At 54.0% G+C, this 12129-nt stretch carries 17 protein-coding genes; 14 read left to right on the top strand and 3 right to left on the bottom strand.

Translation table 11 applies throughout. The features are described from left to right. Positions 1 to 10: 10 nt before the first annotated feature. Positions 11 to 1636 carry a flagellar hook-length control protein FliK gene (locus C8N43_RS11165; RefSeq protein WP_107845672.1) on the bottom strand — a complete coding sequence of 542 codons (1626 nt, stop codon included), beginning with the start codon at positions 1634 to 1636 and terminating at the stop codon, positions 11 to 13. 36 nt (positions 1637 to 1672) lie between these two features. Here C8N43_RS11165 and C8N43_RS11160 point away from each other — a divergent pair, with 36 nt between their 5' ends. The 5 genes from C8N43_RS11160 (at position 1673) to C8N43_RS11135 (ending at position 5674) form a co-directional block, all read left to right on the top strand. Then, a complete protein-coding gene (locus C8N43_RS11160) occupies positions 1673 to 2005 on the top strand; it encodes a rod-binding protein (RefSeq protein WP_107845671.1) in 333 nt (110 codons plus the stop codon). 536 nt (positions 2006 to 2541) lie between these two features. Further along, complete coding sequence (locus C8N43_RS11150; protein ID WP_107845669.1) at positions 2542 to 4038, top strand: flagellin N-terminal helical domain-containing protein; 1497 nt, start codon at positions 2542 to 2544, stop codon at positions 4036 to 4038. Positions 4039 to 4089: 51 nt separating this feature from the next. Further along, positions 4090 to 4485: a flagellar biosynthesis regulator FlaF gene (flaF, locus tag C8N43_RS11145; RefSeq protein ID WP_245912973.1), complete on the top strand. Its 396-nt coding sequence runs from the start codon at positions 4090 to 4092 to the stop codon at positions 4483 to 4485. Then, a complete protein-coding gene (gene flbT / locus C8N43_RS11140) occupies positions 4485 to 4889 on the top strand; it encodes a flagellar biosynthesis repressor FlbT (RefSeq protein WP_107845668.1) in 405 nt (134 codons plus the stop codon). The genes flaF and flbT overlap by 1 nt, the downstream gene beginning before the upstream one ends. Next, complete coding sequence (locus tag C8N43_RS11135) at positions 4886 to 5674, top strand: DUF1217 domain-containing protein (protein WP_158269967.1); 789 nt, start codon at positions 4886 to 4888, stop codon at positions 5672 to 5674. Before flbT ends, C8N43_RS11135 begins: the two co-directional genes overlap by 4 nt. A gap of 150 nt (positions 5675 to 5824) precedes the next feature. On the opposite strand, the gene C8N43_RS11130 is transcribed toward C8N43_RS11135, so the two are convergent. Then, positions 5825 to 7168 carry a FliI/YscN family ATPase gene (locus C8N43_RS11130; RefSeq protein ID WP_107845666.1) on the bottom strand — a complete coding sequence of 448 codons (1344 nt, stop codon included), beginning with the start codon at positions 7166 to 7168 and terminating at the stop codon, positions 5825 to 5827. 53 nt (positions 7169 to 7221) lie between these two features. Here C8N43_RS11130 and C8N43_RS11125 point away from each other — a divergent pair, with 53 nt between their 5' ends. The 9 genes from C8N43_RS11125 to C8N43_RS11085 are packed head-to-tail and all read left to right on the top strand — an operon-like array spanning position 7222 to position 11810. Further along, the gene (locus C8N43_RS11125; protein WP_107845665.1) at positions 7222 to 7641 is read left to right on the top strand and encodes a FlgB family protein; all 420 of its coding nucleotides are present in this window, start codon (positions 7222 to 7224) and stop codon (positions 7639 to 7641) included. 5 nt (positions 7642 to 7646) lie between these two features. Then, positions 7647 to 8039, top strand: coding sequence for a flagellar basal body rod protein FlgC (flgC, locus tag C8N43_RS11120; RefSeq protein ID WP_107845664.1), 393 nt, complete (start codon positions 7647 to 7649; stop codon positions 8037 to 8039). Between the two features lie 24 nt (positions 8040 to 8063). Next, complete coding sequence (fliE, locus tag C8N43_RS11115) at positions 8064 to 8339, top strand: flagellar hook-basal body complex protein FliE (protein ID WP_107845663.1); 276 nt, start codon at positions 8064 to 8066, stop codon at positions 8337 to 8339. A gap of 2 nt (positions 8340 to 8341) precedes the next feature. Continuing rightward, on the top strand, positions 8342 to 8608 hold the full coding sequence (locus C8N43_RS11110; RefSeq protein WP_107845662.1) for a flagellar biosynthetic protein FliQ: 267 nt from the start codon (positions 8342 to 8344) through the stop codon (positions 8606 to 8608). Between the two features lie 3 nt (positions 8609 to 8611). After that, positions 8612 to 9331, top strand: a complete 720-nt coding sequence (locus C8N43_RS11105) for a flagellar hook-basal body complex protein (RefSeq protein ID WP_107845661.1) — start codon at positions 8612 to 8614, stop codon at positions 9329 to 9331. 16 nt (positions 9332 to 9347) lie between these two features. After that, entirely contained in the window at positions 9348 to 10133 is a 786-nt protein-coding gene (gene flgG, locus C8N43_RS11100) for a flagellar basal-body rod protein FlgG (protein ID WP_107845660.1), read from the top strand. Continuing rightward, complete coding sequence (gene flgA, locus C8N43_RS11095; RefSeq protein WP_107845659.1) at positions 10130 to 10561, top strand: flagellar basal body P-ring formation chaperone FlgA; 432 nt, start codon at positions 10130 to 10132, stop codon at positions 10559 to 10561. Before flgG ends, flgA begins: the two co-directional genes overlap by 4 nt. Before the next feature lie 14 nt (positions 10562 to 10575). Further along, entirely contained in the window at positions 10576 to 11304 is a 729-nt protein-coding gene (gene flgH, locus C8N43_RS11090) for a flagellar basal body L-ring protein FlgH (protein WP_107845658.1), read from the top strand. An 8-nt stretch (positions 11305 to 11312) separates the two neighbouring features. After that, complete coding sequence (locus tag C8N43_RS11085) at positions 11313 to 11810, top strand: flagellar basal body-associated FliL family protein (protein WP_107845657.1); 498 nt, start codon at positions 11313 to 11315, stop codon at positions 11808 to 11810. On the opposite strand, the gene C8N43_RS11080 is transcribed toward C8N43_RS11085, so the two are convergent. Then, positions 11807 to 12127: a hypothetical protein gene (locus C8N43_RS11080; RefSeq protein WP_107845656.1), complete on the bottom strand. Its 321-nt coding sequence runs from the start codon at positions 12125 to 12127 to the stop codon at positions 11807 to 11809. The genes C8N43_RS11085 and C8N43_RS11080 overlap by 4 nt on opposite strands. Between the last annotated feature and the right edge of the window lie 2 nt (positions 12128 to 12129).

The raw sequence follows: 12129 nt of genomic DNA, 5'->3' as shown, positions 1-12129 counted from the left end.
ATGATTTCCTTCAAAACCTTAAGTCCAAGCCGTCGCCGTCTTGGATTGGAGAGTTGCGTGGTGGCATCTTGTCATCCGCTGAGAGGTTTCTGTCGGATGGCCCGATTGCAGTGTCTTCGGCAGAGTCCTGATTTTCAGTTTTCCCGTGACCGAACTGAAGATCTGCCCCGTCAAAACCAGCGTCGGTCATGCCTTCCGCCAATGCGTCGGAGTTGCGACGCATCAGCTCCAGGGTTTCCGCCTTTTCGGCAAAAACGGCTACCGTCATGCCGCTTTCCCTGTTTGAAAGGATGATCCTAATTTTGCCAAGCTCCTCAGGCTCCAGCCTGATCTCGACATCGTTTTTTTTGGAACCCTCCAGCGCAAGGGAGATTTGCTGTCCAATGCTTTGAGGCAGAGCAGGGCCCGCTGCTTGCGGTGCTATGCTAGGCTGAAACCCGGTCGCTGTGGGGCTGCCCGCATAGGAGGCCCCGAATGCGACATCTGGCTCTTCAACGAGATCTAGTTGCGACGAAAACACCTTCTGGACGTCGGCAAATGTAGCCCGAGCGGGCGTGGCGAAGTTGAGGGTAATTGGCGCGGGTTTGATATCGCTGGAGTGCGATTTGGCCAAGGTTGGCTCCGAAGTTACGTTCGCCGACATCTCGGCGATTGAGAGCCGTGGACCTTCTAGATGGCTCGAAGATGCCTTCGAAATAGGAGCTGCTGATGCCAAAATTGGGACGGTAGGCACGATTGGCATCGACTGAGCTGCCTCAATTCTTACCTTCTGTGGTGAGAGCTGTCCCGGCAAAAGATCTCTCGTAACTGCTTCAGAGACGGAAGCGGTTATATCCCGATCTATGGAGGTTTGATTTGCGCTGGTTGATCTCGCCAATGTTTCTGTCAAAAAGTTGAGCGGCGTGACTGGTCGAGCCGATGGCTCATCAACCTGAATACCAGCTTCTTGCTTGAACCTTCCGGGTGAGGTTTCACCGGCGGCGAGGTCCAGATTTTCCGCGGTCGTTTCGCGATTCGGCGTTTCTCGACCAAATAGGGTCACAATAGGCTGGTCCACGAATTCAACAGCACCAATAGGCGATATATAGATCAAGCCATCTGATTCTGTCGAAAGGCGATTTTCCTCATCGGCGGGCTCAACTTGCACCTGCGTCGGTATGCGCGTTTCGACCTTTGAACTCTCCCCGATTTCATCATGACCCTCTATTATCTGTGGTGGGCCGCTATCGGATGTGAAACCAATTTTTTGTTCAACTAAATCTCTTGCCGCGAGGCTATCAGTATTCGCGATGAGTTCAGCAGATTTCGAATCCGAACCTTTCTGAACGAAGCTTTGTAGTTCCGTGATAGAATTCCGGTCGGTATCATTGATTGATCCCACCATATCCAACTGAGGCAGAACAGATTTTGGCGAATGAGGGGCCTCGGTCAAATCTTCGCTCAAAAGCAGAGGAAGATTGGACTCTGATCCAGTTTTCTCGAATTCTGAATCCATCATTTCTTGAAAAGCATCTAGGCGTCCAACAGTTCCATCTTTTGCATCAATACTTTCTGATAACTGTTCTTCGCCTTTTGAGACAATGTTGCTGATCGGATTCTGGAGATTTGAGAAAAAGATCTGAAGAATTGAAGTCATTTTGGTGCCTCACACATTTCAGGTAGTTTCTCATCCATGAGTTACAGCTTCTTTACCTCTCAAGGTTATTTCATTGAAAAGTTTACAAATGGAGAATCTCCCGTGGAAATATTGTCGGGCTCGCTGCCAACGGCCGTTGACCAAAAGGTTTTAGCGCGATTAGACGCAGCCAAAGGTCTAGAGGCCGCATTTATTGCCGAAATGCTAAAATCAATAGCGCCTGACACAAGTAGTCAGGCTTTCGGTGGTGGGATTGGAGAGGAGCAATTCCAGTCTTTTCTATTCGAGAATCAAGCGCGCGCGATGGTAGATCGTGGTGGAATAGGGCTCGCGGAGCAGTTCGTGCGGAGCATGGAGAGGATGCCATAATGTTATCTAGAAAAGAAAAAACGGTTCTAAATCGCCTACGTATCATCATCACGTCGGAGCGAGACCTTCTTCTATCAGGCGAACTCAGTGATCTTTCGAGAATTCTTGATGAAAAGGCCAAACTGTTACATGCGCTTTCGGATTTGACCGACGCAGAGTTCGCATCGGCTGAGGTGTCGCAGATTTCGACGTTGATGAAAGAGAATCAGAACTTTCTTGGGTCCGCTCGAAGAGGGTTGGAGGCCGCAAAGTCAAGAATCGATCAGATCACCGAGTCTTCACATGGCTTTCGCACTTATACAAAAGAGCTTTCGCCGAAACTTCTTTAGGGTCAAGATGGTCTAGTTTGTTTAAAATTCGAAGCTCAAAGCGTCAGGGCTTAGCAATCACTTAATGAAATCGCGCTTTATTGCGAAGGCATCCTGCGATTGGGGTGGCGCACGACCTTGAGAATAGGTCGGCATAAGTCAAAAGGCTTTTGTCCCACCGGTGGTGGAAAACCGGCGTCAAAGGCGCCGAACCAAAAGGTATGAATAATGTCTAGTATTCTGACAAACAATGGCGCCATGGTCGCGCTGCAAACGCTAAAGTCGATCAATTCGGATTTGCTGAAGACGCAATCTGAGATTTCGACCGGTAAGGCTGTAGGTTCTGCAAAAGATAACTCTGCTCTTTGGGCTATTTCCAAAGTCATGGAATCTGATGTGAAGGGTTTCAAGGCGATCTCGGAAAGCCTTTCGTTGGGTGAGTCGACCATTGCAGTCGCGCGAACTGGTGCTGAGACCGTAACCGACCTGCTGACGCAGATTAAGGGTAAGGTCGTTTCCGCGCAGGAAGAGAACGTGGACCGGGTGAAAATCCAGGCTGACATTGATGCTTTGACTGCCCAGATCAATTCGGTTGTCGGGGCGGCTCAGTTCAACGGGCTAAACATGTTGCAGGGCACGGAGGACGTAAATATTCTGTCGTCCCTAGATCGCCAATCTGACGGGACCGTGGCCGCAAACAGCATTGAGGTCAACCGCCAAAGCCTCGAAACTGATGGTGGCGTTTTCGGAGCCGGGACGCTGCTGACCGATGGCAGCTCTGGCAGTGCGCTTCTCAGTGACACGACGCTCACGGCGACCGGCAACACGCTGAACATCAATGCGACCCGGGCGGCGGCTGGCGACTTCACCGTTACTCTTGGCGGAACGGCTGTCACCGTTGCTGCTGGCGCTGATACAGCCGCGACCGAGACGGCTTTGGTTGCAGCGATCAACGCTGCCGGGATCGAAGGCGTGACGGCAGAAATCGACTCCGGAAACGTGGTGCTGACGTCAACCCGCGCTTTCGAAGATGTGACCGTGACAACGTCTGCATCCGGTGCTGGCAACGCGCTTGAGGTCGGCGCAGCTGCGTCCGGAGTTTTCGCTGGTGAAATTGCGGAACGCGCTGAAAACATCACCTTCAGCCAGACCGGAAATGTTACCGAAGGCGATGGCTATCGGATCACGATCGACTCCAAAAGCTATGACTATATCGCAGGTGCTGATGAAAACTTCGAGGACGTCGTTCGCGGCCTGAAGACTGCGGTCGATGCGGGTCAAATCGAGGGCGTCACGACGACCGTGGCCCAAGATGACAGCGGTGCTTGGTCCATCAAAATCGATAATAGTGAACCGGATCTTTCGATCTCTGTCACTGGTCGTGCAGGTGGTGAGGCCTCTGGTGGTTTGTTCGGCCTCGACAATATCGACGTGTCGACCAACCAGGGTGCAGATGCAGCGCTTGCGAATGTCGAGACCTTGATCCAAAACTCGATCGACGCCGCGGCGGAGTTTGGCTCGGCTCAAGGTCGGATCGAAATCCAGGCCGATTTCATCTCGAAGCTGACCGACTCCTTGAAATCCGGAATTGGCACACTTGTCGATGCCAACATGGAAGAAGCGTCCGCGCGGCTTCAAGCACTGCAGGTTCAGCAGCAGCTGGGCGTGCAAGCGCTGTCCATCGCCAACCAGGCGCCTCAGAATATTCTGTCGCTCTTCCGCTAAATCGAACGAAGCAAGGCGTCTAAGCCGGCGCCTTGCTGATCCAAAGCCAAAATGGCAACCGCGGAGTTGAAAATGAACGCAATTCAAAAGGCCGTATCGGCTTATGGCGACAACAGTACAGCCCTAAAGACTTCGAGAAATATCGAATATGATGTATTCGCCAGAGTTACTCGGCAACTACAAATTTATGCAGACAGAAGCCGAGCAGAGTTTCCAAAATTCGCGATGGCATTGCATAAAAATAGACAGCTCTGGGTGACGCTGGCGGCAGACGTTTCCTCTGACATGAATATGCTTCCTCGAGACATCAAGGCCAAGATATTCTACCTTTCTGAATTTACCGATCAAGAAACGCGGAAGGTATTGACTGGAAAAGCGTCTGTAGCCGGACTAATTGAGGTCAATAAGGCTATTATGCGCGGTCTGTCTCAAGCAGGTGATACATAATGGGTGGTCTTGTTCTAAAACTCGGTCCACGTGAACGGGTACTAATCAATGGCGCTGTTATCGAGAACGGTGACAAGCGCGGTCGCCTAAATATCGTTACCCCCAATGCAAAAATCCTACGGTTGAAGGACGCCTTGCACCCGGATGAAGTTAAGACGCCCGTCTCAAGAGTTTGCTATATCCTTCAGCTCATGCTTTCCGGGGACGTAGCTGACGCGGATGCAAGACCTCAGGTGTTGCGAGGTCTCGAGCAGCTAAGCCAAGTCTTTCTGGACCATGATAGCCAGCAAAAACTCAATGATGCGACTGACTGCGTTATCGAAGGTCAAACATATGCGGCAATGCGCATCCTTCGCTCTCTGATGAAGCGCGAAGAGCGGTTATTGGAAGTGGCCACTCAGTGACTTTTTCACCGGTCATTCCCTTTTCGGGCCTTCAAGGATGGCAGTTTCTTTCATCAACTCTTGAAAGACAAAAGGCCGCACAAGTCCAAGGAGAGAGCTTTCAGCGTGATACGGAGTATTTCGCCGAGAAGATTTCTTCGGTCCGATCAGCAGACGATCTGATTGAAGATCGGCGGCTTCTGAGTGTTGCCCTTACTGCGTTCGGTCTGGAAGGTGATATCGAGAACAAATTCCTTATTAAGAAAGTTCTAGAGGACGGAAGTTTGAAACCTGATGCGCTCGCAAATCGCTTTACAGACAAGCGATATCTGGAGCTAACCCAGGCGTTCGGTTTTGGAGATTTTGATACCCCCAACACAGTCCTTTCAGAATTTCCAAGTGATATCTTGAACCTTTATAACGAACGTTCGTTCGAAGTCGCAGTCGGTGAGCAGGATGAAACAATGCGACTGGCCTTGACGTTGGAGCTAGAACTATCCAAAATCGCTGCTAGCGAAAGCAACGAGCGGTCCAAATGGTACTTGGTTTTGGGAAATCCTCCGCTGAAGCAAGTTTTTGAAACTGCCCTTGGTCTCGGAAGTGGTTTCGGAAGCCTTGATATTGACCGACAGGCTGAAGAGCTAAGAGAGCGATCCAAAAAAATTATTGGCGTGGAAGAGTTCGCATCCTTTGAGCAGGGTGAGGTAGTAGACAAATTTAGGAACCTTTTTCTTCTGAGAACTGAAGTTCAAAACGCTTCAAATCTCTCATCTCAAAATATTGCTTTGGCGTTGTTAGGCTCCTGAGTATCAGCCTCCCTGTAGATCTTTTATCCGCCGTGAGGTTTCGAAAAACTCTGGTCGTCTGTGTGGCTTCAGCCAAATCTTTCGCGGGCTCATCGTCGCAAGTTTGAATGCTCCAGGCCGAATGAAGCTGTGCGTTTTCGCTGGGACCGTTTAGAGCAGAGGTTCTTGTCCTTCGCTTTCCGGCGTTATCTCTATGAGTTTGGTAAAGCTCTCCTCAACGCTTTTCATGCCGCGCCGAGAGAGAAACTTCTCGAGTTTTGAGCGCGCCGCTATGGCATCGTCAATGAGAGCATCGCTTCCGTGCGAGTAGAGACCGGCCTGTATCATTGTCTTTGCCTCGTCATACGCTGTTGCGAGAGATCGAACTTGGGAAATCAGGGTTCGTTCCTTAGGTGAGGCGGCGATCTCGATACTGCGGGACAGAGATTTCACCACATCAATGGCCGGGAAGCGGCCTTGTTCGGCAATGGTACGGCTGAGGACGAGGTGACCGTCTAAGACGCCTCGCATCGTATCTGCTATAGGTCCTTCCATATCCGAACCTTCGACCAGTACTGAGAAAATAGCGCTGATATCTCCCTGATTGCCTTGACCCGGGCCGGCTCTTTCACACAGAGCCATAAGCTCAGGGCCCGTCGAAGGCGGGAAGCCGTTCGGGCCAGCTGCTTGACCCAAGGTTGCGGCGACCTCGCGATGCGCTTCGGCGAAGCGCGTAATTGAGTCAACGAGGAGAAGCACATGGGAGCCCTGATCGCGGAAAAATTCGGCAATTGCCATCGCGGTCCAAGCAGCGCGACGCCGCACCATAGCCGGTTGATCAGAGGTTGCTGCAACGACCACGGCTTTTTTCATGCCCTCTGCGCCGAGGGTGTTTTCGATAAATTCGTTCAACTCGCGTCCGCGTTCGCCCACCATCGCGATAACGGTGACATCGGCTTCGACGCCCTTAGCAAAATCAGCAAGCAGGGTAGATTTGCCAACGCCAGATCCGGCGAAGATGCCCATGCGCTGTCCACGAACGAATGGAAATAGCGTGTCGACAGCGGCGAGCCCCGTACAGATGCGCGCGCCTAGACTGCGTCGTGATTTTGCAGACGGGGCGCTGGCTTTCAGCTCCATCAAACGATTACCGGAGGTGAGCGGGAGGCCATCCAGTGGTCGGACAAAAGGATCGATCACGCGCCCAAGCCAAGAGGTGTCGGGCATGATCTTGGCCGGCCCAAGATGCCGCACGCGATCATGCAATGAGAGCCCCTCATTCCCGTTCTCAGAGAAAACGTCCGCACGGCCTTCTTTGAGTGAGAGAATTTCGCCAAGGCAGTGTTTTTGCCCTTGAGGGAAAATCTCGACTAGATCCCCGACCTTTGCGATCCGCTCCAGGCCCTTGACCTCAATGGAATTAATCGAGGCTGAGCAGATAAACCCGTCATTTTCGTAGCGCGGTACCCTGCTGAATTGGGCTGCCAGCGTGCCAAGGTCAATTGCGTTCGACATTGATCATCCTTTCCTTCGATTACGGTTTTTAAAGGAATCACTCTTAAGACAAGATGTATGAATTTTTAGGGAGAAGCCCTGTGTTCGGAAATTTGGATGTCTTTCAGGTCGCGTCGCAGATGGCCCGCCACGCGTCAATGCGGCAGGGCGTGATCGCGCGCAATGTCGCCAATGCCAATACGCCAGGTTTTAAATCCATGGATCTGGAAACGTTTCGCCCAGATGTCCGGGACCGAGCGGCCGCAAATCGAATGAACGTGACAAGAGACGGGCACATGTCCTTTGGGCGCGGCGGCGCATCTGGATTGGAAATCGAAGACCGGTCGGCCGTGCCATCGCCAAACGGGAACACCGTCGAGATTGAGGCGCAGATCTTGAAGTCGGTCGATGCAGAACGGCAGCACTCACGCGCAATGGCAGTATATCAGTCCAGCATGAGCTTGCTGCGTACCAGTATCGGGCGCGGGAGGTAGATCGGATGTCTGATTTTCTTCAAAGCTTGAGTGTTTCGGCTAGCGGTTTGCGAGCCCAAGCCTCTCGGCTTCGGCTGACTTCGGAAAACCTCGCGAATGTCGACACGCCCGGGTACCGCCGAAAGACCAGTAGTTTCGAGAGCGTCAAGGAGTCCGGTCAGCCAACCGGTGAGGTGAAACAGGGACGGGTGCAGCTCGATCAAAGCAGTTTGCCCGATATCTTCGATCCAAACCATCCGATGGCAAATGAGAAAGGTTACTACCAGGGCTCCAACGTCAATCTCATGATGGAAATTGCGGACGCCCGAGAGGCGCAACGCAGCTACGATGCCAACCTAAAAATGTTCGAACAGGCCCGCAAAATGTCCAGCTCACTTATGGATCTATTGCGGCGCTAAGACCTTCAACAAAGGAAATCCAGAATGGATGTTTCAACAACACTGGCCCACAAGGCCTATGGAGCCGCGCGTCCTGCGTTGGCACCAACACCAAAGGACGCGATGGCGGATGCCGCCCAAAGCTTCGCTTCCGTATTGCAGCAAGGCGAGGCCGCCGCGATGGCTTCAATGCGGGGCGAAAGTGATCCCCACGCGCTTGTCGAGGCTCTGACCCAGACGGAGCTCGCGGTTCAAACGGCTGTCAGCGTTCGCGACAAGGTCGTGGAAGCGTACCAGGAAATTCTGCGGATGCCGGTGTAGCGATGAGTGAGGCAGAGTTCTTCGATATCTTGCGCCAGGGGCTTTGGGTTTCGGTCGTGATATCGGCACCGATCCTTGCGGTCGCCTTGTTGGTGGGGTTGGTTGTCGGGCTCTTCCAAGCGTTGACGTCGATCCAGGAAATGACGCTGACTTTCGTGCCAAAAGTCGCCGCGATGCTAGCGGTGTTCTGGGTTTCGATGAGCTTCATGACGCGCAACCTCACATCGTTTTGGTCGGACGCCGTACTCCCGATGATTGTTGGAGGCTGATCCATGAGCAATAGCGTCTACACCGCGATCACGCGCCAATCCGGGCTTATGGCGGAAATGCGTGTCATAGCGAACAACGTAGCCAATATGGCAACGACCGGATTTCGATCCGAGCAAGCAATTTTCTCCGAACACGTAAAGACCTTGGGTGAAAACCATCCAAGCCTGTCCATGGCGAATGCGAAGGGCCGAATGACGAGCTTTGAGCAAGGTGTGACAACACAGACAGGTGGAACCTTCGATCTTGCGATCAACGGTGAGGGGTTCTTTCAGATCGAGACACCCGCTGGGACACGGTTGAGCCGCGCGGGCGCATTCATGCCCAATGAGGCGGGAGAGTTGGTGACGCCGGAGGGCTATCGCTTGCTCGATGCCGGGGGCGCCCCGGTTTTCGCACCAAGTGATGTCGGGCCCATTGCGATCTCACCCGACGGAACAATGTCTGCCAATGGCGCGCCTTTCGCACAAATCAGCCTTGTTGTGCCGCTCGATTACGCTGGCCTGACCCGGGAAGACGGCGTCCGCTTCAACAGTGCCTCAGAGACCATTCCTGCCGAGACCGCAACAGTGAGCCAAGGGTTCCTGGAGAGCTCCAACGTCGACGCAGTCTCTCAAATCTCGCGCATGATCGAAGTGCAGCGCTCTTACGAGATGGGCCAATCCTTCCTCGAAAAGGAAGATGAACGGCTCCGCTCCATCATGACCCTTGTTGGCCGCCGCTAGAAAAGGACGCCGAATTATGAACGCACTTAAGATTGCAGCAACCGGGATGGCCGCGCAGCAAACGCGGGTCGAGGTCATTTCCAACAACCTCGCGAACATGTCGACGACCGGCTATAACGCGCGCCGGGCTGAGTTCGCGGACCTACATTACCAACAACTGACGAGAGCTGGCAGCATCAATGCAGCGGACGGAACGGTCGTGCCCGCTGGGGTTCAAATGGGCCTTGGTGTTCGCCCCACCTCCGTGTCGGTCAATATCTCCCAAGGTGCGTTGTCGCAGACAGGTGGCGATCTGGATTTGGCGATCGAGGGGACCGGCTACCTGGAGGTGACGCTGCCCTCCGGCCAGTCTGGCTATACGCGCGATGGCGGGCTGAAACGCACCGGCGACGGATTGATCGTGACATCGGACGGCTTTCCTGTCGTGCCGAATATTACGATCCCGGATGATGCGCGCTCCATTTCGGTCAATCCCGATGGCGAGGTTTTTGCCTATTTCAATGACCGCATTGAGCCAGAGCAACTTGGCCAACTGACCTTGGCGTCCTTCACGAACCAGAAGGGCCTTGAGGCCATCGGAAGCAACCTGTTTGTCGAAACCGGTGCGTCCGGCGCAGCCACGGTTGGAGTTGCAGGAGAGAACGGCCTGGGAAGTTTCCGCCATGGCTATCTCGAAGATTCTTCAGTGGACGCCGTGCGAGAGGTGACCGAACTTATCGAGGCTCAGCGCGGCTACGAATTGAATGCCAAGGTCATCACCGCGGCAGATCAGATGCTTAGCGCGACAACGCAAATCAGATGAGATGGCGCGCTTTAATTGTCGCCCTTGTCGGCGTGGCTGCGTTCGAAGCGCCGGGTCTGGCCGATACTTTGGTGCCAACGCGCACGATCCGGGCTGGCGACATCGTGTATTTGGACGACCTGAGGATCCAGCAAACAGCCGGCGGCCCGCTTGCGTTCAAGCCGGACGACATCGCCGGTCTCGAAGCCCGGCGAATCCTTTATGCGGGCCGCCCCGTGCGCCGTTCAGATTTCGGTGCGCCGTCGATTGTGGAGCGGAATCAGATTGTTACGCTGGTCTACCAATCGGCAACCCTCACGATCGCGACCGAGGGTCGCGCATTGGGTCGCGGGGGCGAAGGGGATGTCTTGCGGGTCATTAATCTGGAGTCGCGCTCGACTGTCACAGGCCGGGTCGCCGCAAACGGAGCAGTGTGGGTAAGCCAATGAGGAACCAGAGCAAAATGAACAAGTTACTTTTGGCAAGCGCTGCGGCGCTTTCCTTATCCGCGTGCGCGCGGTTGGAAAATGTCGGCAAAGCGCCGCAACTCAACACGCCAACCAATGGGAATGAGCATCATGCAATGATGCATGTTCCAATTCCGGCGAGTGCCGAAAAACGTTTCGTTCGCGATGAAGCGTCCCTGTGGACGTCGGGTCGAACGTCCTTGCTTGGCAATCAGCGGGCGCAGCAGATTGGCGATATCATCACAGTCGTGGTGGAAATCGATGAGCGCGCCGAGATTTCCAACAGTACGTCCCGGTCTCGCGACGGGTCTGAGAACCTTAGCATTCCATCCCTTCTAGGGATCCCTCAGCGGATCAATGAGTCCTTGCCGGAAGGCGCTTCACTGGATTCGGCCGTGTCCACGACCTCTTCCTCCAGCTCGTCGGGCGACGGTTCGGTTCGCAGAAACGAAAAGTTTTCCGTGCGCGTCGCGGCGACGGTCGTCGATGTGTTGCAAAATGGAGTGCTCAGCATTCAAGGATCGCAAGAGGTTCGCGTAAATTTTGAACTGCGCGAGCTCTTGGTTTCCGGCTATGTCCGACCCGCGGATATCAGCCGAAAGAACGAAATCTCATACGATCGCATCGCGGCTGCGCGAATTTCCTATGGCGGGCGCGGCCAGATCACTGACGTGCAGCAACCGCGATACGGCCAGCAGGTCGCAGACATTCTTCTTCCGTTCTGAGCCGCGAAATGAGCAAAATTCTCCCAATCTTGATGCTCTTGATCGGTCTTGGCGCCGGTGTCGGTGCGGGCTTGGCCCTGCGCCCGCCGCCCGTCGAGCCTGAAGTCGCGGTCGAGGAACAGCCGGACGAGACGGACGCCGAGGAAGAAGTAGACCTTGGCACGCCGGGCGCGACCCCAGAGGAACCAGGCTACGTTAAGATGAACAATCAGTTCATCGTGCCCGTCATCGAGAAGGACAAGGTCGTGTCCTTGGTCGTTTTGTCGATTACGCTCGAAACCGACGTCGCCTCGACCGAGGATGTCTATTCCCGCGAGCCGAAGCTGCGTGATGCGTTTCTTCAAGACCTGTTCGACCATGCATATCTCGGTGGGTTCAGCGGCGTTTATACCAGCTCGAACATGATGGATACTTTGCGCGCTTCGCTTCTGAGAAGCTCAAGACGCATTGTCGGGGAAACCGTGACAAAGGTCTTGATTACGGACATCGTTCGGCAAGACCTCTAGACGGAGCTCTCCGCCACAATCTTTCGCGCGGCTTCAAGCCGCCCAAAGGATAACTTCAACGCGTCTCGGGCTTCTCGAAGTTCCGGTTCCAGTGCCCCCTTTGACTTTTTCAGCTTTTCGATCTCGCCGGATACCCAATCTATGTAGCGCTCCTGTTGCCGCATCAGATGGGGCTCTGAGCTAGAGAACTTGGAACGCTTCATCGCTGAAAGCCTTTGTATCTCCTGATCGAGTTCTTCGGAGCGTTTTTTCACCTGCAGCATTCGGATCTGGTCGCGCTCGAACACGGTCTCGAGGACGGGTATCAGTTTTTTCAAAC

Source organism: Litoreibacter ponti (genome assembly GCF_003054285.1).
In the GTDB taxonomy this organism is placed as follows: domain Bacteria; phylum Pseudomonadota; class Alphaproteobacteria; order Rhodobacterales; family Rhodobacteraceae; genus Litoreibacter; species Litoreibacter ponti.
The sequence above is the reverse complement of the archived record's forward strand: the minus strand, read 5'-3'. Positions and strand labels throughout refer to the sequence as shown.

Excerpts from the sequence above, each read along its gene's own strand:
- C8N43_RS11165 (WP_107845672.1), bottom strand. The coding sequence starts at position 1,636 with ATGACTTCAATTCTTCAGATCTTTTTCTCAAATCTCCAGAATCCGATC.
- C8N43_RS11160 (WP_107845671.1), top strand. The coding sequence starts at position 1,673 with ATGAGTTACAGCTTCTTTACCTCTCAAGGTTATTTCATTGAAAAGTTT.
- C8N43_RS11150 (WP_107845669.1), top strand. The coding sequence starts at position 2,542 with ATGTCTAGTATTCTGACAAACAATGGCGCCATGGTCGCGCTGCAAACG.
- flaF (WP_245912973.1), top strand. The coding sequence starts at position 4,090 with ATGGCAACCGCGGAGTTGAAAATGAACGCAATTCAAAAGGCCGTATCG.
- flbT (WP_107845668.1), top strand. The coding sequence starts at position 4,485 with ATGGGTGGTCTTGTTCTAAAACTCGGTCCACGTGAACGGGTACTAATC.
- C8N43_RS11130 (WP_107845666.1), bottom strand. The coding sequence starts at position 7,168 with ATGTCGAACGCAATTGACCTTGGCACGCTGGCAGCCCAATTCAGCAGG.
- C8N43_RS11125 (WP_107845665.1), top strand. The coding sequence starts at position 7,222 with ATGTATGAATTTTTAGGGAGAAGCCCTGTGTTCGGAAATTTGGATGTC.
- flgC (WP_107845664.1), top strand. The coding sequence starts at position 7,647 with ATGTCTGATTTTCTTCAAAGCTTGAGTGTTTCGGCTAGCGGTTTGCGA.
- fliE (WP_107845663.1), top strand. The coding sequence starts at position 8,064 with ATGGATGTTTCAACAACACTGGCCCACAAGGCCTATGGAGCCGCGCGT.
- C8N43_RS11110 (WP_107845662.1), top strand. The coding sequence starts at position 8,342 with ATGAGTGAGGCAGAGTTCTTCGATATCTTGCGCCAGGGGCTTTGGGTT.
- C8N43_RS11105 (WP_107845661.1), top strand. The coding sequence starts at position 8,612 with ATGAGCAATAGCGTCTACACCGCGATCACGCGCCAATCCGGGCTTATG.
- flgG (WP_107845660.1), top strand. The coding sequence starts at position 9,348 with ATGAACGCACTTAAGATTGCAGCAACCGGGATGGCCGCGCAGCAAACG.
- flgA (WP_107845659.1), top strand. The coding sequence starts at position 10,130 with ATGAGATGGCGCGCTTTAATTGTCGCCCTTGTCGGCGTGGCTGCGTTC.
- flgH (WP_107845658.1), top strand. The coding sequence starts at position 10,576 with ATGAACAAGTTACTTTTGGCAAGCGCTGCGGCGCTTTCCTTATCCGCG.
- C8N43_RS11085 (WP_107845657.1), top strand. The coding sequence starts at position 11,313 with ATGAGCAAAATTCTCCCAATCTTGATGCTCTTGATCGGTCTTGGCGCC.